General features: G+C 73.6%; 18 protein-coding genes and 2 pseudogenes. 5 read left to right on the plus strand and 15 right to left on the minus strand.

The window, feature by feature from the left end; translation table 11 throughout:
* Window positions 1-60: 60 nt before the first annotated feature.
* Complete coding sequence (locus ACFYTE_RS04825; protein WP_388704895.1) at window positions 61-954, minus strand: M48 family metalloprotease; 894 nt, start codon at window positions 952-954, stop codon at window positions 61-63.
* Window positions 951-1,334: a BlaI/MecI/CopY family transcriptional regulator gene (locus tag ACFYTE_RS04830; RefSeq protein WP_388704898.1), complete on the minus strand. Its 384-nt coding sequence runs from the start codon at window positions 1,332-1,334 to the stop codon at window positions 951-953. The genes ACFYTE_RS04825 and ACFYTE_RS04830 overlap by 4 nt, the downstream gene beginning before the upstream one ends.
* Before the next feature lie 169 nt (window positions 1,335-1,503).
* On the opposite strand from ACFYTE_RS04830, the gene ACFYTE_RS04835 reads away from it, so the two are divergent.
* The 3 genes from ACFYTE_RS04835 (at window position 1,504) to prcB (ending at window position 4,956) form a co-directional block, all read left to right on the plus strand.
* On the plus strand, window positions 1,504-2,991 hold the full coding sequence (locus ACFYTE_RS04835; protein WP_388705179.1) for a hypothetical protein: 1,488 nt from the start codon (window positions 1,504-1,506) through the stop codon (window positions 2,989-2,991).
* Window positions 2,988-3,935 (plus strand): lysylphosphatidylglycerol synthase domain-containing protein, encoded by a 948-nt coding sequence (locus tag ACFYTE_RS04840; RefSeq protein WP_388704901.1) that lies wholly within the window; start codon window positions 2,988-2,990, stop codon window positions 3,933-3,935. Before ACFYTE_RS04835 ends, ACFYTE_RS04840 begins: the two co-directional genes overlap by 4 nt.
* Before the next feature lie 166 nt (window positions 3,936-4,101).
* On the plus strand, window positions 4,102-4,956 hold the full coding sequence (prcB, locus tag ACFYTE_RS04845; RefSeq protein WP_388704904.1) for a proteasome subunit beta: 855 nt from the start codon (window positions 4,102-4,104) through the stop codon (window positions 4,954-4,956).
* Window positions 4,957-4,992: 36 nt separating this feature from the next.
* On the opposite strand, the gene ACFYTE_RS04850 is transcribed toward prcB, so the two are convergent.
* Window positions 4,993-5,733, minus strand: coding sequence for a response regulator transcription factor (locus tag ACFYTE_RS04850; RefSeq protein ID WP_388704907.1), 741 nt, complete (start codon window positions 5,731-5,733; stop codon window positions 4,993-4,995).
* Between the two features lie 71 nt (window positions 5,734-5,804).
* Here ACFYTE_RS04850 and ACFYTE_RS04855 point away from each other — a divergent pair.
* Window positions 5,805-6,002, plus strand: a pseudogene (locus ACFYTE_RS04855) (hypothetical protein); the annotation flags it as partial.
* A 49-nt stretch (window positions 6,003-6,051) separates the two neighbouring features.
* On the opposite strand, the pseudogene ACFYTE_RS04860 reads toward ACFYTE_RS04855, so the two are convergent.
* The 9 genes and pseudogenes from ACFYTE_RS04860 to ACFYTE_RS04900 all read right to left on the minus strand — a co-directional run.
* A pseudogene (locus ACFYTE_RS04860) lies at window positions 6,052-6,241 on the minus strand (response regulator); the annotation flags it as partial.
* Window positions 6,195-6,953, minus strand: coding sequence for a phosphatase PAP2 family protein (locus tag ACFYTE_RS04865; RefSeq protein ID WP_388704910.1), 759 nt, complete (start codon window positions 6,951-6,953; stop codon window positions 6,195-6,197). The gene ACFYTE_RS04865 and the pseudogene ACFYTE_RS04860, both read right to left, overlap by 47 nt.
* Entirely contained in the window at window positions 6,950-7,552 is a 603-nt protein-coding gene (locus tag ACFYTE_RS04870; protein WP_388704913.1) for a phosphatase PAP2 family protein, read from the minus strand. Before ACFYTE_RS04870 ends, ACFYTE_RS04865 begins: the two co-directional genes overlap by 4 nt.
* Window positions 7,549-8,208, minus strand: a complete 660-nt coding sequence (locus ACFYTE_RS04875) for a DedA family protein (protein ID WP_388704916.1) — start codon at window positions 8,206-8,208, stop codon at window positions 7,549-7,551. The genes ACFYTE_RS04870 and ACFYTE_RS04875 overlap by 4 nt, the downstream gene beginning before the upstream one ends.
* Window positions 8,209-8,334: 126 nt before the next feature.
* Entirely contained in the window at window positions 8,335-9,294 is a 960-nt protein-coding gene (locus ACFYTE_RS04880) for a hypothetical protein (RefSeq protein WP_388704919.1), read from the minus strand.
* 13 nt (window positions 9,295-9,307) lie between these two features.
* Complete coding sequence (locus ACFYTE_RS04885; RefSeq protein ID WP_388704922.1) at window positions 9,308-10,780, minus strand: APC family permease; 1,473 nt, start codon at window positions 10,778-10,780, stop codon at window positions 9,308-9,310.
* Between the two features lie 237 nt (window positions 10,781-11,017).
* Complete coding sequence (sthA, locus tag ACFYTE_RS04890; RefSeq protein WP_388705182.1) at window positions 11,018-12,406, minus strand: Si-specific NAD(P)(+) transhydrogenase; 1,389 nt, start codon at window positions 12,404-12,406, stop codon at window positions 11,018-11,020.
* Window positions 12,407-12,480: 74 nt separating this feature from the next.
* Entirely contained in the window at window positions 12,481-12,603 is a 123-nt protein-coding gene (locus ACFYTE_RS04895; protein WP_388704925.1) for a hypothetical protein, read from the minus strand.
* Between the two features lie 85 nt (window positions 12,604-12,688).
* A complete protein-coding gene (locus ACFYTE_RS04900) occupies window positions 12,689-12,895 on the minus strand; it encodes a hypothetical protein (protein WP_388704929.1) in 207 nt (68 codons plus the stop codon).
* Window positions 12,896-13,110: 215 nt separating this feature from the next.
* Here ACFYTE_RS04900 and ACFYTE_RS04905 point away from each other — a divergent pair, with 215 nt between their 5' ends.
* Window positions 13,111-14,955, plus strand: coding sequence for a glycoside hydrolase family 15 protein (locus ACFYTE_RS04905; RefSeq protein ID WP_388704932.1), 1,845 nt, complete (start codon window positions 13,111-13,113; stop codon window positions 14,953-14,955).
* 9 nt (window positions 14,956-14,964) lie between these two features.
* Here the strand turns inward: ACFYTE_RS04905 and ACFYTE_RS04910 are convergent, their stop codons facing one another.
* The 3 genes from ACFYTE_RS04910 to ACFYTE_RS04920 form a co-directional block, all read right to left on the minus strand.
* Window positions 14,965-17,712 (minus strand): SpoIIE family protein phosphatase, encoded by a 2,748-nt coding sequence (locus ACFYTE_RS04910; RefSeq protein ID WP_388704935.1) that lies wholly within the window; start codon window positions 17,710-17,712, stop codon window positions 14,965-14,967.
* 500 nt (window positions 17,713-18,212) lie between these two features.
* Window positions 18,213-18,500, minus strand: a complete 288-nt coding sequence (locus ACFYTE_RS04915; protein ID WP_388704938.1) for a DUF1232 domain-containing protein — start codon at window positions 18,498-18,500, stop codon at window positions 18,213-18,215.
* A gap of 83 nt (window positions 18,501-18,583) precedes the next feature.
* A complete protein-coding gene (locus ACFYTE_RS04920) occupies window positions 18,584-19,753 on the minus strand; it encodes a hypothetical protein (protein ID WP_388704941.1) in 1,170 nt (389 codons plus the stop codon).
* Window positions 19,754-19,825: the final 72 nt, after the last annotated feature.

Consider the following 19,825-nt stretch of genomic DNA (forward strand, 5'->3'; position numbering starts at 1 on the left):
CGGCATCACCGGGCAGCCCGGACGCCGGGCCTCCCGTAGACCCGCGTCCGTGCCGGTTGCTCAAAGGAGGAGGCTTGTCAGTGGGGTCAGGAGGTCGTTCGTGGCGTCGGCGGCGGACAGGGTTGACAGGGCGCCCAGGGCGAGGACGGCGAGTGCGGCGGTCCACAGATGTGGGGGCGGTGCCGTCTGGAGGGCGGCGATCCGTCGGGTGACGGCACGGTCCGTGAACCCGAGAGCACACGCCGTCCGGGCGCGGCCCGCGCTGAGCGCGGCCCGGGCCAGGGCGCGCGCGGTGGTCCCGCGGTCCCCGACCGCTCCCGCGGCCTGCTCGTCGGCCCAGCGCTCCACCAGGAACGCCACGGCCCGGCGGGTCGGGGCGAGCAGCGGATCGGCCGCGGCGGCCAGCGCGACCGCCGTCATCAACGCCCCGTGGCGGTGGGCGAGATGGGCCCGCTCATGGGCGAGCAGCACCCGCCGCTCGGCCGGCTCAAGCGCGCCCAGCATGGCGGAGGTCACCAGGATCCGTCCCGGACGGCCCGGGATGGCGAACGCCTGCGGCACGGGGGAGGCGGCGACGATCAGCTCGGTGTCCGCGGGATGCCCCTGGGCAAGGCGCCGCAGGGCCCGCCGGGTGGCGCGTTCGGCCCGCACCGCGCGGTGCACCCGCCAAGCGACGACGGCCAGCGCCGCGCACGCCGCGATGCCGATCGCCTCCGGCACCGGGTCGGCCAGCCGGTGCCCGTCCTCGCGGGCCTCGGCGACCACCGAGGGCGCGCTGCCGACCAGCGCGGTGGCGAGCAGCACCAGGGACCAGGTGGTGGCCGCTGCGGTGAGCACGGCCGCGGCGGTGAGCACGCGGGCGGCCAGCGCCGGGGCCATCCGGCGGCCGATCACCGGGCTGACGGCGGGCAGCAGCAGCGACAGCAGCAGTGGTGTGTAGACGTCCACCCTCATGCGCCGCCCCCGCCCAGCAGGTCGCGCAGGGCCCGCTCCTCCTCGGCGCTCAGCCCGGTCACGAACTGCTGGAGGGCGGCGATCGGGTCAGGGCCGCGGTCCAGGGCCTCGTGCATGGCCTCGGCGGTCAGCTCGGCCGCGTTCTTCGCCGGCCGGTACGCGCCGCGCCGCCCGTCGGCGTCCCGCAGCACAAGCCCCTTGTCGTACAGCCGTTTGAGGATGGTGTGCACCGTGTTGTAGGCGAGCCCGCCGTCGATGTCCGCCTGGACCTCGGCGGGGGTCAGCGGCCGTTCGGTCGCCCAGAGCGCGGCCAGCACCTCGCTCTCCAACTCCCCGGCGCTGCGCCGTTCCGCCCTGCCGCGGGAATCCGTGCCAGCCATGCCCCCAACCTTACAGCGCGTAGGGCCGTCCTACTTATGGCCGTAGACGCGCCGCACGGCCATCCGAGGAGGGTTATTTTGCTCGTGTTTGTCCTCGGCTCCCGCCCTCGGTACTACAGCCTGTAGGGTATCGGAAACCCTACACACTGTAGGGCTGGAGGGGTGGATGATGGCCGACAGCGCGAACGTCACGCTCACCGGGACACGCCGCGACGGACGGCGCCCCCGATCCGGAGCCACCCGCACGTTCCGCGCGGACCGCCCGCTGGCCGCGGTGGCCGCCGCCTTCACCCTCGCGCAACTCGTCCTCGTACGGCCCGCCATGGGCCTCGGCTGGGACGAGACCGTGTACGTCAGCCAGGTCAGCGGGCACGCCCCCGCCGCCTTCTTCAGCGCGCCCCGCGCCCGCGGCATCTCCCTGCTCGTCGCGCCCGTGACCAGCTGGTCCTCGTCCACGCCGCTGCTGCGCGGCTACCTCGCCGTGCTCTCCGGGCTCGCCCTGTTCCTGGCGCTGCGCGCCTGGCGTGGCCTGTTCCCAATCCGCGTCCTGGCCCTCGCGGGCGCCCTGTTCGCCTCCCTGTGGGTGACGCTCTTCTACGGCCCGCAGGCCATGCCCAACTACTGGGTCGCGGTCGGCGCGCTCGCCGCCGTGGCCTGTTTCCTGCGCGCCCGCGCCGACCGGGCCGACCGCGCCGCGCTGTGGGGCCTGGCCGCGAGCGCGGCGCTGATGGCCTGGATGCGGCCCACCGACGCGGCCTGGACCACCCTGCCGCTGCTCGCCGCCGCCCTGTACCGCCGCCACTGGCGCCCGCTCGCCGCCCTCCTGGCCGGTCTCGCGGCCGGCGCCGCCGAGTGGGTCATCGAGGCGTACGTGAGCTACGGCGGCCTCGCACGGCGGCTGTCCGACGGCTCGGACATCCAGGGCGGCCTCGGCTGGCACCTCGCCGTCGCCGACCAGCTGCGCAGCCTCGGCGGCCGTGCCCTGTGCCGGCCGTGCACCGGGGCGATGCCGCATCCGCTGGTCACGGTGTGGTGGTTCGTGCTGCCCGTGCTCGCCCTGTACGGCCTGGCCGTCGCCGTACGGGCCCGGCGCACCGCCGGCACCCTGCTGCCCTCGGTCTGCGCGGCCACCGCCGCCTTCCCCTATCTGTTCCTGATCGGATACGCGGCGCCCCGCTTCCTGCTGCCCGCCTACGCCCTGCTCGCCATCCCGGTGGCCGGCGCGCTCGTCCACCTCGTGACCGTGACCGGCCGGGCCCGGCGGACGGCGGCCGTCGGCCTGGTCGCGGCCGGGCTCGTCGCACACCTCGCGGTGCAGATCGCCGTGCTGGAGCACACCGTCGCCCGCACCACGGCCGCCCACCGCGACTGGGCGCGCACCGCGGCCGAACTGCACCGCCTGGGCGTCCGGCCGCCCTGCCTGCTCACCGGGCACGACGCCATCCCGATCGCCTTCTACGCCGGCTGCTCCTCGGCCGCGACCTCGGGCCACAACGCCAACACCACCCGGGCGGGCATCGAACAGGCCGCGCGCCACACCCCCGTGGCCACGCTCGTGACGGCGGGCGGCCGGCCACCCGCGTACGCGCGCTCCTGGCCGTCCACGGCCTTCGGAGAACTGCGCCTCTATCACGTCACACCGAAGGCGGGCTCATGACGGCCTCCGCGGACCTCGCCGCCGCAACCGGCCGGCGGCGCGCCTACTGGCACACCGGCTGCTGCCTCGCCGTCCTCGTCGTCGCCGCCTGTCTGGCCCGGCGGCACTGGCCGACCGTCGAGACGGGCGCCGTGCGTCTGGCCGTCGCCGACCAGGGCTGGCTGCTGGTGGGCGCCACCGCGACGGTCGCCACCTGGATGTCCTCGGCACTCGCCCAGCAGGGCGCGGTGCCGCGCCGGCTGCCCGGCGGCCGGCTGGTGGCCGCGCAGTTCGCCGCCTCCGCCGCCAACCATGTGCTGCCCGCCGGCCTCGGCGCGGGTGCCGTCAACCTCCGCTTCCTGATGCGCTGCGGGCTCCCGGCGGGCCGCGCGGCGAGCGCCCTCGCGGTCAAGGCCACCGCGGGCGCCGCCACCCGCGGCGCGCTGATCGCGGCGCTCGCCGCGGCCTGCCCGGGTCTGCTGCGCCTGCCGCGCATCCCTCCGGTCGCGTGCGGCGCCGCTCTCGCCGCGGTCGCCCTCCTTGCGGTGCTGCCGCGCACCCGGCTGTGGCCCCGCTGCCGACGGGCCGTCGGGGCGGTGCTCGCCGACGTCCGCGCCGTGCACGCGAACCCGCCGCGCGCCGCCGCCCTGTGGGGCGGCTCGCTGGCCTTCGCCGCGCTGCACTCCCTGGTGCTGATCGCCGTCACCCAGGCCGTCGAACTGCCGCTGTCCCCGCTCCGGGTGGCACTGCTGTACCTCGCCGCCAGCAGCGCCGCCGCGCTGCTGCCCACCCCGGGCGGCATCGGCTCCCTGGACGCCGCGCTCGCCTTCGCGCTCACCGTCAACGGGGCCTCGGGCGCCGCGGCGGCCTCCGCCGTGCTCGGCTACCGTCTGCTGACCGTGTGGCTGCCCCTGGTTCCGGGCCTGCTGGTTCTGGGGGTGCTGATGCGGCGCAACGCGCTGTGAGCGGCACGGCGTTTCCCGCGGGCCCGCATCAGGTAGGAGTCGGATGTCGGCGACGGCCCAACCAGCCGCCGGACAAGCCGAGCAACGGCGAACAGCGCTGAACGATGACGATGACCACTGAACAGCGCTGAACGATGACGAACGACCACGAACGAGGGGGAATGCCATGGTGGGAGACGACACCGGCGGGCGGCTGGGGGAGGAGTTCTTCACACCCGGCAGCGCGTCCTTCACCGAGTTCCTCGCCGCGCACCGGCCCGAGCTGCTGCCGACGCGCCGCCCCTTCCCGGACGGGGTACGGGCCGCGGACGACCGGTTTCCGCACGGCACCACGGTCCTCGCCCTCGCCTACCGCGACGGCGTGCTGATCGCGGGTGACCGCCGGGCCACCATGGGCAACCTGATCGCCCAGCGCGACCTGGAGAAGGTGCACCCCGCGGACGACCACGCGGCCGTCGCCTTCGCCGGCACGGTCGGGCTTGCGCTTGACATGGTGAAGCTCTATCAGGTCGAGCTGGCGCACTTCGAGAAGATAGAGGGCATCCCCATGACCCTCAGCGCCAAGGCGACCCGGCTGGCCGGCCTGATCCGGCAGAACCTCGGCCAGGCCATGCAGGGTCTCGCGGTCGTGCCCCTGCTCGCCGGATACGATCCGTCGGCGCCCGAGGGGCGGCGGGGCCGCATCTTCAGCTTCGACGTGGCCGGCGGCCGCTACGAGAAGTCCGACTTCCACGCGGAGGGCTCCGGTTCCCCGTACGCGCGTGGCGCGCTGAAGAAGCTGTTCCGGCCCGGCATGCCCCGCCGTGACGCCGCCCTCGCGGCCCTCCAGGCGCTGTACGACGCGGCGGACGACGACTCGGCGACCGGCGGTCCCGACATCAACCGGCGGATCTTCCCCCAGGTCTCGGTCATCACCGAGGACGGCTTCGAGCGGCTGTCCGAGACCGAGACGGAAGCGCTCAGCCACGACATGGTGGAACAGCGCCGCAGCCGCCCGGACGGCCCCGGCGCCACCCCCTGACCGGGTTGCGGCGCACGGGCGGTCGCCGACGAGTCGCTAGGGAAGGTCCGTCTCCAGGCGGTAGGCGTGGCCGCGCAGGGTGGAGATCCGGGGCAGCCGCACCGGATGCGGCGCGGTCCGGGTCGCGTCGGCCAGACGGCGGCGCAGGCTCGCCACGGTGACGTCGAGCGCCGCCGCCGTTCCTGAAGGGTCCTCCTCCCGTGCCCGTGCCGCCAGGAGTTGCCCGGTCACGGCCGTGTCCCGGTGCCGGGCGAGCACGACGAGCACGGCGAACTCCTCGGGCGGCAGCGGGACTTCGGCGTCGCCCAGGGTGCAGCGCCGGGCCGCCACTTCGATCATGAGGTCGCCGAGGCGTACCGGATCGCTCAGCGGGGCGGCCGAGTACCGGGGGCGCAGATGTACCCGCAGCCGGCTCAGGAGCGCGTCGAGGCCGAACGGTTTCGTCAGATGGTCGTCGGCGCCCGCCTCCCGCCCGGCGACCACGTCGGCGCCGTCCTCGCGGGAGGTGAACACGACGATCCGCAGGTGGGGGAGCCGGTCCCGTACCCTGCGGGCGACATCGAGGCCGTCCATGTCCGGCAGCCCCAGGTCCAGCAGCAGCGCGTCGTACGGCGCCCGTTCGGCCTCGGCCAGCGCATCCGCCCCGGTGCGGCTCCAGGTCGGCGCATAGCCGTTGCCGCGCAGCCCGCTCTCCAGCCGGCGGCCGGTCGTGTCGTCGTCCTCGACGAGGAGAACGCGGAAGGGGCGGGGGTCCGGTACTGCCGCGGGTGTGCGCATGACCGCCAGCGTAGAGCCGGCCCCCGGGGAGGGAGCGGCGGCCGGCGGTCAGGATGCGTTCGGGTTTCGCCGTCGGCCACCGGCTGTCCGCCGTGTTGTTCGCCCTCGCCCTCGCCCTCGCCATCGCGGCGGTCGGCGTCGCCCACTTCGCGCGCGGCCTCGACGCGTTGCTGAGCTTCTGGATCGCCTACGTCCTCACCCGCCCGCTCGGCGCCTCGGTCGGCGACTACCTCTCGCAGCCGGCCGGCGACGGCGGCCCGGGGCTGGGCCGGGCGCCGCGCGAGCGGCAGCCCGAGACCCGCCCCGCCGTGCCCGTCACACGTCCCGGCCGTCGGCGTCGGGCAGTGAGACGTCCAGTACCGCGGCGGCCACGTCGGGCGTCGCCGGCCGCAGGGCCGTCGCCCCGTCCGGGGCGGACACCGTGTCGAAGTCCTCGTCGCGCAGGCCGCGGCGCAGGACGATCACGCAGGGCGTGATCGTCCTCGACGACCAGGATCTTGGGACGCATCTTCCTCGCTCGTCGCGTTCCTCGCGTTCGTTGCGTTCATCGCGCCTGTCGTGCTCGCCGTGCCGGTGACGAGCCGTGCGGGCAGCCACCGGGCCACCGCGTACAGGCAGACACCGAGCCAGCCGGCGGCGAACAGCCAGCCGCCGAGCACGTCGGTGAACCAGTGCACCCCGAGATGGACCCGGGTGAGCCCGACCAGCACGCCCCAGCAGCCGACGGCCAGGCACAGGGGCGTTCTGCCGCGCGGGGCGCGCACACAGATCACGAGGATCACCAGCCCGGCGGTGAGGGCCGCCGTGGTGCTGTGGCCCGAGGGGAAGGCCCAGCCCGAGGCGTGCGTCCGCCAGTCGGGCCGGGGCGGGCGGGCCCGTGCGACCAGGTCCATGACGCCGTAGCGCGCGGCCTGTCCCGCGCCGAGGCAGGCCGCGCCCAGCAGCACGGCGGCCAGCCGCTGCCGCACGGTGCGCCCCGCGACCAGCGCGGCCACCACCACCAGGGCGTACGGCAGCACGCCCGTGCCGGTGGCGGTCAGCCCCCGGGCCACGGCCAGCGCCACGGCCGGGCGGTGACCGAGGGACCAGCGCAGCAGGGCCTCGTCCGGGAACAGCGGGGCGCCGTGGACGCCGGCCACGACCGCGGCCAGCACTCCGAAGGCGGTCCAGGCGGCGAGCCCGATGCCGCCCGCGAGTCCGGCGATGCCCTTGCGGTTCATGACACCAGCAGCGGGCGCAGCCGGGTCGCCGACAGCCGTCGGGCGAGCCCGCTCGGCCATCGCCGCAGCACCGTCATCGACACGAACGCGACGAGCCCGCCGAGCACGGCGCCCGCGAGAACGTCGTGCGGGTAGTGGACGCCGATCCACACCCGGGAGACCGCCATGGCGGCGGCGGCCAGGGCGGCGACGGCGCCCAGCCGGCGGGAGACGAAGCAGAGGGCCACCGCCGCGGCGGCCGCGATCGCCGCGTGATTGCTCGGGAACGACCAGTCGTCCGGCGCCGGACACGCCTCCAGCGTGCTGACCCGCAGGCTCCGGCATGGCCGGCTCTCCCGCACCAGCGCCTTGAGCCCGGTGTCCACGCCGAACGCCGCGAGCACGGCCAGGGGAACGGCCAGGGCCGTCATGGCAGGCTGCGCCCCCGCGCGGCGCGAGCGCCACCAGCCGATGGTCATCAGCACCGCGAAGAGGGCCAGGCCGTAGGCCGACCAGGCCGTCACCGCGTCGTCGAGCCAGCCGGGTGAGCGGTGCGCCAGCCCCACGACGTCCGTGTAGGACTCCCCGTCGAGCGCCGCGGGCGAGAACGCGAGGATCATCGGGCCTCCTTCGCCGCCTTGCGGGAACGCAGCACCTCGGCGACGAGCGGGAGCAGGGACACCACCACGATCACCGCGATCACCGGCAGCAGGTATCTGTCGATGTCCGGGACGGAGGAGCCCAGGGCATACCCGGCGAGGGTCAGGCCGGCGCTCCACACCAGTCCGCCGATCACCTGCCACATCGTGAACGTCCGGGCGGGCACGCCGAGTGCCCCGGCCATCGGATTGAGCACCGTGCGCACCACGGGCACGAACCGGGCGAGGACGATCGCCTTCGCGTGCCCGTAGCGGTCGAGCAGTTCCTCGGCGCGCCGCGCACCCTCGTGCAGCCGCGCCGAGCGGCTGCGCGCGAGCAGCGTGCGGCCCGCGTTGCGGCCGAGCAGATACCCGCACTGCGAGCCGGTCAGCGCCCCCGCCGCGGCGGCGACCAGCAGCGGCGCCAGGGACAGCCGCAGTCCCTGGTCGGCGGTGCCGGTGCACAGCAGGCCCGCCGTGAACAGCAGTGAGTCGCCGGGCAGGAAGAAACCGATCAGCAGCCCCGTCTCGGCGAAGAGCACCACGCCGACGCCCAGCACGCCGAAGGCGGCCAGCAGCGAGTGGGCATCCAGCACGTTGACAGCGAGCTGCGACGACAGATGTGCACCAGTGATCATCGTCGCGCGCCCCTTCATTCGACTACATGGACGTAGACGGTCTACGGGACTGTAGACGATCGACGGGCGTTCCGCGTTCCCGTGGCCGGTCGCGTGGTTCCCCCGGCCGCTTCGGGGCGCTGTGTGTCAGCCTCGCAGGCCCAGGTCGCCGCGCCGGCGGATGAGTTGTTTCTCCGGGTCGCCCGTGTACGACCACGGGGTGCGGGTGGCCCGGCGGCCCATCATGTGCATTACGGCCGCGGCGATGTCCGTGGTGCCCGCGTGGCAGGCCGCATGGGCGAGATGGCTCAGGTCGCGCAGCTCGGCCGGGGCCACGGCGACGTCGCCCCGGCCCGCGAGCCAGCGGTGCCAGGTGCGGCGCACATCGCCGACCGCGCCGTCGTTGCTCCAGTGCTGGCCCATGCCGACCGCCGCATGCTGCCCCGTAGCGCGGTCCAGGGCGTACCGGAACTCCTCGACCCGGGCGTACTGCACCAGCACCGGCAGCGCACAGCCGGGCGGCGCCACTCCCGCCGCGTCCCGGGCGAAGTCGTACATCAGGCCATGGCTGCCGTGCCAGCGCGCCGAGTAGTAGTGCAGCACCTGGAGGTGGCCCTCCACGGTGTAGCGGTCGCGCCGGTGCAACTCGTCCCACCAGCGGTCCAGTTCCCGCCGTCGTACCCCCGTCGGATACAGCCGGGCCATCGAGATCAGCGAGACCCATGGCGTCGGGTCCTCGGGCCATGCCTCGGTGGCCCGCAGACAGGCCAGCACGGCGGTGTCGATCCGTTCCCGGTCGATCGGCACCCCCCGGCCCGCCGCGACGGCCAGCGTGAAGGCCCGTGCCGTCTCCGTCGCCGCGCGCAGCACCAGCGCGTCGGCGCTGTGCGGCTCGGCGGCCAGCCAGGACTCCACCGTCGTACTGCCCGCGCACGCCTGTGCCAGCAGCCGCACCCGGTGCCCCCGCGTGAGCCAGTCGGCGCCGGTGGCCCGCAGCAGGTCGCGGAGCCCCTGCCAGCGGCCGATCACGATGTCGTGGCGGGCGGAGGTGAGCAGCGCGTCCCCGCAGTCGGGGTCGAAGTCGGGCGTGAAACGGTCCCGCGCCATCGGACTCCTCCCCTCAGAAGTCGGTGGGGAGGCCCTCGTGGACGTGGGACCGCGTGACCGCGCGGTCGTCGAGGACGTACGCGGTCTCGACGGTGCGTGTGGCGTCCAGCCTGGCCGGCCGGTAGTAGTCGCTGCCCCGGTGCCAGTACCAGAGCATCGGCACCAGTCCGACGGCCAGGCCGCCGATGCCGATCGCCACGGCGGCGCCGCTGAGTTGGCCCAGTGACTCGACGAAGACCCAGAACATGAACAGCGAGCCGAACAGCGGCCACAGACCGCTGAGGACGAGCCGGGCCGGAGAGGTGAACAGCAGCTTGCGGTAGGCGACGACCGCCGCGAGCCCGGCGAGACCGTAGTACACGGCGATCTGCAGGCCGATCGCCGAGATCGCGTCGGAGAGGATCTCACCGACCGAGCCGAGGGCGTTGGCGGCGACGAGCATCCCCAGCGCCACCACGCCGACCACGGTGATCGCCACCCAGGGCGTGTTCCAGGTGCGGTGCACCCGGCCCAGCACGGACGGCATCGTGCGGTCCCGGCCCATCGCGAACAGCGACCGCGTCACCTGGATGAGCGTCGTCTCCAGCGTGGCGACGGTGGACAGCATCACCGAGACGATCAGCAGCTTGCCGCCCCAGCCGGGCCAGATCTCCTCGCCGAGCACGACCAGCACATTGGCCGAGTTCCGGGCGATCTGCCCCGAGGAGAGGATGACGTTCGCGGCGATCGTGAACGCCTCGAACAGCAGGAACACCACCCCCAGTCCGATCAGGCCCGCGAGTCCGGTCGTACGACGGCTGTTGCGGGTCTCCTCGCTCAGGTTGCTCGCGACGTCCCAGCCCCAGTAGTAGAAGGCGGCGATCAGCGCGCCCGAGGCGAACCCGGACATCCCGTCGAACTGGCCGAAGCCCAGCCAGGACCAGTCGAACGGGCGGGCGTTGCCGGTGTGCAGGACGGCCAGTACCGCGAACAGCGTCAGCAGGGCCAACTCTGCGCCGGACAACAGCAGTTGCGCCCGTACGGTGATCCGGGCACCGCCCAGTACGACGCCGAGCATGAGCAGGAACCAGCCCGCGCCCACCACCGTGGCCAGGGCGGTGTCCTCGGCCAGCCGCTCGTCGAACAGCGCGAGCGTCATCGAACCGGCGGGCAGCGACCCGGCCACCATGAAGATGGTCGCCGAGACCACCAGCGCCCAGCCGCTGACGAAGCCCAGGCACGGATGCAGCGTGCGCCCCACCCACGAGTAGCCGGCGCCCGCGTTCACATCGATCCGGCCGAGCTGTGCGAACGCCAGCGCGATGCCCAGCATCGGGATCGCGCAGTACAGCAGCGCCGCCGGGCCGGCCAGGCCCACCGCGCCGACCAGGACGGCGGTGGTGGCGGTCAGCGAGTAGGCCGGGGCGCTGCCCGCGACGGCCATGACGACGGTGTCGAACGTACCGAGGGCATTGGCCTGCAGCCCTCTGCCCCTGCTGTTGCTCATGGTTGCGCTGCTTTCCGGTCGTGCACGGCGCCCGGCGGCCCGGCCCGACGGCGTACGAAGTGGGGGGTGCGGACCCGTCACGGACCCGGAGAGGGATGGCCTCGGGGTCGGGGGCGGGCCATGGGGAGGAAAGGAGGCGGTGGGCACCGTTCAGCTCTGCGTCGGCGTTCGGTTACACCGAGTGTGGGTGTGATGATAGCGGTGGCCCTTGCCCCTTTAAACGCCCTTCGCGGCCGGTCAGTCGGCCAGCCGGTCGATCTGCCGCAGCTTGTTGGTGGCGTCGAGGGCGGCGACCTTGTACGACTCGGCGAGCGTCGGGTAGTTGAAGACCGCGTCGACGAGATAGCCGACCGTTCCGCCGCAGCCCATCACCGACTGCCCGATGTGGATCAGTTCGGTGGCGCCCGTGCCGAAGCAGTGCACACCGAGCAGCGTGCGGTCCTCGGCGGAGACCAGCAGCTTGAGCATGCCGTGCGAGTCGCCGATGATCTGCCCCCGGGCCAGCTCCCGGTAACGGGCCACGCCGACCTCGAACGGCACCCGGTCCTCGGTGAGCTGGTCCTCGGTGCGGCCGACGAAGCTGATCTCCGGGATGGTGTAGACGCCGATGGGCTGCAGGTTGTGCATGCGCCCGACCGGCTCACCGCAGGCGTGGTAGGCCGCCGCCCGGCCCTGCTCCATCGAGGTCGCGGCGAGCGCCGGGAAGCCGATGACGTCGCCCACGGCGTAGATGTGCGGCACCGCGGTGCGGTAGTGCTCGTCCACCGTGATCCGGCCGCGCCGGTCGGCGGTCAGGCCCGCCTTGTCCAGGTCGAGTTCGTCGGTGAGGCCCTGCCGGCCCGCGGAGTACATCACCGTGTCCGCGGGGATCTTCTTGCCGCTCTCCAGGACGGTCAGGGTGCCGCGGGGATGGCGTTCCACGGCGGCGACGGTCTCCCCGAACCGGAAGGTGACGGCGAGGTCCCGCAGATGGTACTTGAGCGACTCGACGACCTCGACGTCGCACATGTCCAGCATTCCCGGGCGCCGTTCGACGACCGTCACCTTGCTGCCCAGCGCGGCGAACATGCTGGCGTACTCCATGCCGATGACCCCGGCGCCGACGATCACCATGGACCGCGGCACCCGTTCCAGGGACAGCACATTGTCCGAGTCCATGATCGTGCGTTGGTCGAACTCGACGCTGTCCGGCCTGGCCGGGCGGGTACCGGTGGCGATCACGATGTGCTCGGCGCGCAACAGCCGTTCGTGCCCGGTGACGTCGCGCAGTGCGACGGTGTGCGGGTCGAGGAAGCGACCCGTGCCGGCGAACAGGGAGACGTGGTTGCGGGACAACTGGCTGCGGATGACGTCGACTTCGCGGCCGACCACGTGCTCGGTGCGCGCGGTCAGGTCCGCGACGGTGATGTCCTCCTTCAGGCGGTAGCTCTGCCCGTACAGATCCCGCTGGGTGAGGCCGGTCAGATACAGCACCGCCTCGCGGAGCGTCTTGGAGGGAATGGTGCCGGTGTGGATGGAGACCCCGCCGACCATGTCGGGGCGGTCGACGACGGCGACCCGGCGGCCGAGCTTGGCCGCGGCGATGGCGGCCTTCTGGCCGCCGGGTCCGGATCCGATGACGAGCATGTCGAAGTCGAAGTCGGGCACCCACCGGAGTCTGACACCCCCGAGCCCCCACCGAAAGACCACACCAGAAACGATCACAGCGGGGCGCGATCGCCCTCGGCGAGAGCGTCGGCATGCGTCGGCATCTCGCCCCACACCGACGTGCCGTCCGGCGCGGCCACGGGCATCACCCCGGAGCGGCACACCGAACTGTTCACCGTGCCCCCCAGGCGGGCTGATCGCACCCAGGGAGTTCCGGCCCCCGGGTGGGTCGTGTCGTGCGGCGGTTGTGGTTGTGCGCCGCTACGGCAGTAGTTTTTCGATGGCGGCCGGACCCTCTGCGGCCAGTTTTCGGCGGGCCCATTCGAGGGTGGCCGGAGTGATGTCCCTGCCGGCGGCGAGGACCAGGTCCTCCGGGCCGATGCCGGAGCCGGGGGCGGAGTGGAGCAGGGCGTCCGGGGTGCAGCGGTCGTCGGACGACCGGGATGTTTCGGGTTCTGACGTCGACATGATGTCTCCTCCTCGGGTCCGTGTGGCCGCATCGGTACCCGTGCCGCGAGACCGTGGCACACTCTCACGATTCACCGCCACGGCCCGCCCTGCATCCGGAAGGGTGTCCTCGCCCCGCCGCCCGGCCCGTGGCCGTGCCGCGGCCGTGCCACGGGAAAACCTTCGCTCCTAAGCTGGAAGCAGCCCGCACACCCGTTCTCCGGGAGGCTGCCCTGATGTCCGAGACGCCGTTCCGCCGGGACGAACCCGGCAACCCCCGCTATCTGCCGATCGCCGAGCACGGCCTGATCGGCGACCTGCAGACCGTGGCCCTGGTGGGCAGCAACGGCACCATCGACTGGTACTGCTGCCCGTCCTTCGACGCCCCCAGCGTCTTCGCGGCGATCCTGGACGCCGAGCGCGGCGGAGCCTTCGAGCTGGCGGCCGCCGTACCGGCCCGCACCAAGCAGTTCTACTTCCCCGACACCAACGTGCTGATCACCCGCTTCTTCACCGAGGACGGCGTGGGCGAGGTCCAGGACTTCATGCCGGTGCAAGGGGAGCCCGCGGGCTCCGCCGAGGGCGACCGGCACCGCCTGATCCGCCGCGTCGTGTGCGTCCGCGGAGCCGTCCCCTTCCGGGTCCGGGTGGCCCCGCGGTTCAACTACGGTGCCGACCCGCACGCCGTGGTCATGCGGAACGGCAGCGCCCTGTTCGAGTCCCCGAAGCTGTCCCTGTGGCTCACCTCCACCGTGGCGCTGGAGAGCGACGGCGTGGACACCCGGGCCGACTTCAAGCTGGCCGAGGGCGAGTCCGCGGTGTTCGCCCTGGACCGGGTCGGCGACGCCGTGGCACCCCGCGGCTGCGCCCGGCTGGAGGCCGAGCGCGAGTTCGCCGCCACGGTCGCCTACTGGCGCCGCTGGCTGCACCAGTCCCGCTACCGCGGACGCTGGCGCGAGATGGTGCACCGATCGGCGCTCACCCTGAAGCTGCTCACCTACGCGCCGACCGGTGCCATCGTCGCCGCCCCGACCACCAGCCTCCCCGAGCAGGTCGGCGGCGAACGCAACTGGGACTACCGCTACGTCTGGGTGCGCGACGCGGCGTTCTGCGTCTATGCGCTGCTGCGGCTGGGCTTCAGCAGCGAGGCCGAGGGGTTCATGCGGTTCCTGACCACCCACATCAGCGTCGGCGACGGCGGTGCCGCCGGGCCGCTGCAGATCATGTACGGCATCGACGGCCGCACCGACCTGCCCGAACGCGAGCTGCCGCACCTGGAGGGCCACCAGGGCTCCGCTCCGGTCCGGGTCGGCAACGCCGCCGCCGACCAGCTCCAGCTCGACATCTACGGCGCCCTCATCGACTCGATCTACCTCTACGACAAGTGGGCCCAGCCCATCCCCAGCGACCAGTGGGACGACGTATGCCATCTGGTGGACTGGGTCTGCGACAACTGGGACCAGCCGGACGAGGGGGTGTGGGAGACCCGGGGCGGCCGCAAGAACTTCCTCTACTCACGGCTGATGTGCTGGGTGGCCATCGAACGCGCCATCCGCCTCGCCAACCGGCGCGGACTGCCCGCCGACCTGCTCCGCTGGCGGCAGAGCCGCGACTCGATCTACCGGCGGATCATGGACCACGGCTGGTCGACGGCACGCCATGCCTTCGTCCAGTACGAGGACGGCGACGTCCTCGACGCCTCCCTGCTGATGATGCCGCTGGCCAAGTTCATCGCGCCCACCGACCCGAAGTGGCTGTCCACCCTGGACGCCCTCACCGATGACCTGGTCTCCGACTCGCTCGTCTACCGCTACGACCCGCAGGCCAGCCCCGACGGACTGCGCGGCGACGAGGGCACGTTCTCGATCTGCTCGTTCTGGTACGTCGAGGCGATGGTGCGTGCCGGGCGTCTTGAGGAGGCCCGGCTGGCGTTCGAGAAGATGCTCACCTACGCCAACCACCTGGGCCTGTACGCGGAGGAGATCGGCCGCACCGGTGAGCAGCAGGGCAACTTCCCGCAGGCGTTCACCCACTTCTCGCTGATCAGTGCCGCGTTCAACCTGGACCGCGCCCTCGGCTGAGCGGGAGCCTCACGGCACCGCCGGCAGGCTCTGCTCCGCCCAGATGACCTTTCCGGACGGCGTGTACCGGGTGCCCCAGCGGTCCGCGATCTTGGCGACGAGGAACAGGCCGCGTCCGCCCTCGTCCGTGCTCGCCGCGTACCTCAGGTGCGGCGAGGTCGTGCTGCTGTCGGCGACCTCGCAGATCAGGGACCGGTCGCGGAGCAGCCGCACGCCGACCGGGGCGCGGCCGTAGCGGATCGCGTTGGTGACCAGCTCGCTGAGGATCAGCTCCGTGGTGAACGTCATCTCCTCGATGCGCCACTCGGTCAACTGCCTGGTCACGGCGGCCCGTACCTCCGAGACGGCGGCCGGATCGGACGGCACCCGCCAGTCGGCCACCCGGTCCGGGCCGAGTGCGCGGGTGCGCGCGACGATCAGGGCGATGTCGTCGTGGGGGCGGGCCGGCAGCCCGTCCAGGACGGCCCGGCAGGTGTCCTCGGGCGAGCCGCCGGCCTGTTCCAGCGCGGTCCGCAGCAGATCGAGACCGACGTCGATGTCCCGGTCCCGGTCCTCCACGAGCCCGTCCGTGTACAGCACGAGCCGGCTGCCCTCGGGCAGGTCCAGATCGGCCGTCTCGAAGGGCAGACCGCCGAGGCCGAGCGGGGGCCCGGCCGGCACGTCCGGGAACTCCACGGTGCCGTCGGGCCGGACCAGCGCGGCCGGCGGATGACCGGCTCGGGCGAGGGTGCAGCGACGGGACACCGGATCGTAGATCGCGTACAGACAGGTCGCGCCGGTGACCGCCGCGCCGCGGTCGGCCGGCGTCCCGTCCTGGTCGATCCGGCCGACCAACTCGTCCAGCAGGCCGAGGAGTTCGTCGGGCGGCAGATCCAGCGCGGCGAAGTTGTGCACCGCCGTGCGCAGCCGGCCCATCGTGGCCGCGGCGTGCAGCCCGTGCCCGACCACGTCGCCGACGACCAGCGCCACCCGGGCACCGGACAACGGCAGTACGTCGAACCAGTCACCGCCCACCCCGGACTGCGCCGGCAGATAGTGGTAGGCGAGTTCCAGCGCGCCCTGCTCGGGCAGGCTGCGCGGCAGCAGACTGCGCTGGAGCGTCACCGCCATGCTGTGCTCGCGGGTGTAACGGCGCGCGTTGTCGATGGACACCGCGGCCCGCGCGACCAGTTCCTCGGCCAGGGCCAGATCCTCCCGGTCGAACGGCTCGGGCCGCTCCGACCGCCAGAAGTTGGCGAGGCCCAGGAGCAGGCTGCCCGCTCGCAGCGGCACCGTGACCAGCGAGTGGATGCCGTACTCCATCACCCGGGCGGTACGCTCCACGTCCTGCGCGTGCCAGCCCGGCGCCTCGCTCAGCACCGCTTCGACCACGGCGCGGCCGGTCGCGAGGCTGCGGCCCTGCGGCGCGGACGGCACAAAACGGATCCGCTCGCCCACCTGGTAGAGCGGGGCGTCCTTGCCGAGGCCGTTGCAGGCCACGCGGCACAGCGCGGCGCCGGGCTGCGGCTCCTCCCCGCCGAGGACGGCCTCGTACAGATCCACGGAGACGAAGTCGGCGAAGCGGGGGACGGCCACCTCCGTCAGTTCCTCGGCGGTGCGGGTCACGTCCAGGCTGGTGCCGACGCCCACCCCGGCGTCGTACAGCATGTCGAGGCGTTCGCGGGCCGTCTCCGCCCGGCCGGACAGGGCGCGCAGCTCCGTGGAGTCGCGCAGCGTGGTGACGCTGCCCGGCGGACCGCCCCGCAGGTGCGTGGGCCGCTGGTTGATCGCCAGCAGCCGGTCCTTGACGAGGTGCACCTCGTCGGTGGCGGCGCGGCCCGAGGCGATCAGGCCGGCAGTGTCCGCGTCCAGGCCCAGGTCCAGGACGTGCCGGCGCTCGGCGTCCGGCGGCAGGCCGAGCAGGCGCTGCGCCTCGTCGTTGGCCAGCAGCAGCCGGCCGTCGCCGCCGACGATGAGCACACCCTCGCGGACCGCGTGCAGCACCGCGTCGTGGTGCTCGTACATCCGCGTCATCTCGTGCGGGCCCAGTCCCCTGGTCTGCCGCAGCAACCGGCGGCTCACCAGCGCCGTGCCCGCGGTGGCCAGGGCGAGTGCGGCGGCTGCGGAGGCCAGCAGCAGCGGCAGCTGCTGGTCGGCGAGGACACCCACGTGCGCGGTGGTGATGCCGGACGACACCAGGCCCACCACCCTGCCGTCGGGCGCCTTCACGGGCACCACGGCCTGCACCAGTGGGCCGAGGGTCCCCTCGACCTCCTCGGTGACGGTGCCTCCGGCCAGCGCCGGGCCGATGTTCCCGACGAACTTCTTGCCGATGCGGTCCGCCTCGGGGTGCGTGTAGCGGATCCCGTCGGTGTTCATCACGACGATGAAGTCGACACCGGTCGCCCTGCGGGTCGCCTCCGCCCTGGGTTGCAGTGCGGCGGTCGGATCCGGGCTGCGCAGCCCTTCCACCGTGCCCGGCGCGTTGGCGAACGTCTCGGCCACGGAGAGTGAACGGCTGCGGGCCTCCATCGTGCTGTCGTGCCGCACCTGGAGGACCTGCGCCACCACGGCCGACACGACCAGCAGCAGCACGATCACCACCTGGAAAACGAAGACCTGCACGGCGACGCTGCGCCCGCCCAGCGCCGACCGCAGCCGTCCGCGGCCGGTGCGGCGCGGACCGGCCACGGCCTGCACCCGCGAGGCCGGGGGTGCGTGACTGTGCCCGGGAGGACGGGGCGGCCGAGTACGGGACTGGCCGGGCGGGCGGTCCATGTGCCATGTCTACACTGCCCGGCCGTGTGAGGCGAGAGGCGTCGCAGGTGCCGACGGCCGGCGATCCGGCACCCCGGGCTCACCCACGGTGACCATCCCGTGAGTGCCCCGCCGGGCGGCCCGACCGCCCGCAGCGTTCGCCGGCGGGCGGGCGCGCCGTGGCCCGGGGGCGCGAAGGGCCCCGGGCCCGACGCCGCCGTGCGGCGGTTCCGGCCGTGCGCGCCGCCCGTTTCCTTCCTCCCGGGCCTCGGTTCCGTCCCGGTCGCGCCCGCCGTGTGAGTGACGCCACCCCGGCCGCACCCACGGCCCGGAGGTTCCGTTCCGGAAGGGACCCCGCGCAGCGCCGGTGGGCGGTTCGCGACGGGGCCCCGACTCCGGCGGTCCGACAGGCCCGGCGCGACCGGGGGAGGGCCAGGGCCTGTCCCTCGACGGCGCCCTGCTGTGGCGGCAGGGCGTACACGTCCCGATGCCGGCCGCCACCGGCCGGGCGGGGGAGGTGATCAGGGCTTCGTGCCGTCCGTCGGCAGTGTCGAGCCGCTGCGCAGAGAGCGCAGCGCGAGCAGCAGCACGCCGATGTCGTCGAGGTACACCGGGTCGGGCAGCAGATCGGCCGGCAGCACCAGGTAGAGGACGGCGCCCCAGAAGATCCAGCGCGGCCCCGTGGGCAGCCCGGCCCGCCGCAGCGTCTGCCGGGCGCGGACCAGCCGGACCAGCAGGACGAGGGCCACGACGAGGACGGCGGCCGCGAGCACCGCGGCGACCAGAAGCACGGTCGTGGTCGTGTCCATGGAGACTCCTGTCCGTTTCCTGCTCTTGCCCGGCTACTCCTTCGCTTTCCCGGTCCGCAGCCGCCGTACCGCTTCGCCCCGGATCAGGGGGGCCCCTTCACCTCGTCGGCGTCGTCACCGCCCGGCGTACGCGTCCCCTTGGCGCCGCCCGTCAGCCAGGCGAACGTCCGCGTGAACTGCCGCAGCGGGGACGCCGCAGGCGGCGCGGCCGGCCCGGGCCGCTCGGCCGGCGGGGCGGGTGCGTCGCGGTAGGCGGCCAGTGCCTCATGGGCCTTCTCCGCTGCCTCCCGGTACAGGTCGCGGGACCTGGTCATCGCCTCCAGCGCCTCGGCGTACATCGCCACCAGCCCGCGCTCACGGGCCAGTTCCTCCTCCACGGTCATCAGCGTCCAGTTGTCACGCAGGTCGGCCAGCGCCTTTGCGGCGCCCTCGGGCGACGGCTTCGGCAGGGCGGTGAAGCGCCGCAGCGCGTCGAGGAGTTCGGCGGGTTCCGAGCCGTCCAGGAAGACGCTGCGCACGGCGTACTCCATGGCGTCGTAGCCGTCCGGGGCCGGTTGCGGCGGCAGCAGGACGGCCCCGCCGCGTGGCACCTCCACGCCCTGGTCGCGCAGCGCCCAGTTGACGGCGCGCAGTTGGTGCGGCGCGGCCCGGTGCTCCATGACGCGATGGCGCAGCCCAGGCGGCAGCAGCCGGGCCAGCGGCAGCCTGCCCCGCTCGTCCGGAGTCATGGCCTCGTGCACGACCAGGTGGACGGACCAGGACCCGCGCGCGGTGTCGCGGAAGATCCGCCGCATGGCCTTGTCGTCCGCGGGGAGCGGGTTGATGTCGCGCAGGCGCAGCCCGGTGACGGCGTGGTGGTGGTCCCAGGGGACGTCGACAGTGTCTGGAGCGTCTGGAGTGTCGTGAGTGTCGGGCCAGAACATGGTCGCGGGGGAAGGCCAGTTGTCCTCCCACGGCCGCTCCGCCTCCGCCACGAGCCGCCACTCGCGCCCGTCCGCCCGGTCCCGCGGGGGCAGGAGCGTCAGCCGGGCCCGCACCGGCACCTCGCCGTCGACCCGCCAGCGCGCCTCGAAGACCCGCCCGGCGGTGTCCGGTGGCACGGGGGGTTCGGCGAAGTCGTCGAGGATCCTGCCGCCCTTGTGCCGACGCAGGGTGCGGCGTAGAACGTCCTCCGAAGAGGTGCCGGCATGGCGGCCGCGGGCCTGCCACACCGTGCCGGGGATCGGGGAGCGGTCACTGGCGGAGTTCGACATGGGCCCATCTGCGGTGGAGGCGGCGTGCGCCTTCCAGTATCACCGCTGCGCAACGCGGCCCGGCGGCCGGGT

The sequence above is a fragment of the Streptomyces sp. NPDC004629 genome (genome assembly GCF_042873595.1).
GTDB lineage: Bacteria > Actinomycetota > Actinomycetes > Streptomycetales > Streptomycetaceae > Streptomyces.

Excerpts from the sequence above, each read along its gene's own strand:
- ACFYTE_RS04825 (WP_388704895.1), bottom strand. The coding sequence starts at position 954 with ATGAGGGTGGACGTCTACACACCACTGCTGCTGTCGCTGCTGCTGCCC.
- ACFYTE_RS04830 (WP_388704898.1), bottom strand. The coding sequence starts at position 1,334 with ATGGCTGGCACGGATTCCCGCGGCAGGGCGGAACGGCGCAGCGCCGGG.
- ACFYTE_RS04835 (WP_388705179.1), top strand. The coding sequence starts at position 1,504 with ATGGCCGACAGCGCGAACGTCACGCTCACCGGGACACGCCGCGACGGA.
- ACFYTE_RS04840 (WP_388704901.1), top strand. The coding sequence starts at position 2,988 with ATGACGGCCTCCGCGGACCTCGCCGCCGCAACCGGCCGGCGGCGCGCC.
- prcB (WP_388704904.1), top strand. The coding sequence starts at position 4,102 with ATGGTGGGAGACGACACCGGCGGGCGGCTGGGGGAGGAGTTCTTCACA.
- ACFYTE_RS04850 (WP_388704907.1), bottom strand. The coding sequence starts at position 5,733 with ATGCGCACACCCGCGGCAGTACCGGACCCCCGCCCCTTCCGCGTTCTC.
- ACFYTE_RS04865 (WP_388704910.1), bottom strand. The coding sequence starts at position 6,953 with ATGAACCGCAAGGGCATCGCCGGACTCGCGGGCGGCATCGGGCTCGCC.
- ACFYTE_RS04870 (WP_388704913.1), bottom strand. The coding sequence starts at position 7,552 with ATGATCCTCGCGTTCTCGCCCGCGGCGCTCGACGGGGAGTCCTACACG.
- ACFYTE_RS04875 (WP_388704916.1), bottom strand. The coding sequence starts at position 8,208 with ATGATCACTGGTGCACATCTGTCGTCGCAGCTCGCTGTCAACGTGCTG.
- ACFYTE_RS04880 (WP_388704919.1), bottom strand. The coding sequence starts at position 9,294 with ATGGCGCGGGACCGTTTCACGCCCGACTTCGACCCCGACTGCGGGGAC.
- ACFYTE_RS04885 (WP_388704922.1), bottom strand. The coding sequence starts at position 10,780 with ATGAGCAACAGCAGGGGCAGAGGGCTGCAGGCCAATGCCCTCGGTACG.
- sthA (WP_388705182.1), bottom strand. The coding sequence starts at position 12,406 with ATGCTCGTCATCGGATCCGGACCCGGCGGCCAGAAGGCCGCCATCGCC.
- ACFYTE_RS04900 (WP_388704929.1), bottom strand. The coding sequence starts at position 12,895 with ATGTCGACGTCAGAACCCGAAACATCCCGGTCGTCCGACGACCGCTGC.
- ACFYTE_RS04905 (WP_388704932.1), top strand. The coding sequence starts at position 13,111 with ATGTCCGAGACGCCGTTCCGCCGGGACGAACCCGGCAACCCCCGCTAT.
- ACFYTE_RS04910 (WP_388704935.1), bottom strand. The coding sequence starts at position 17,712 with ATGGACCGCCCGCCCGGCCAGTCCCGTACTCGGCCGCCCCGTCCTCCC.
- ACFYTE_RS04915 (WP_388704938.1), bottom strand. The coding sequence starts at position 18,500 with ATGGACACGACCACGACCGTGCTTCTGGTCGCCGCGGTGCTCGCGGCC.
- ACFYTE_RS04920 (WP_388704941.1), bottom strand. The coding sequence starts at position 19,753 with ATGTCGAACTCCGCCAGTGACCGCTCCCCGATCCCCGGCACGGTGTGG.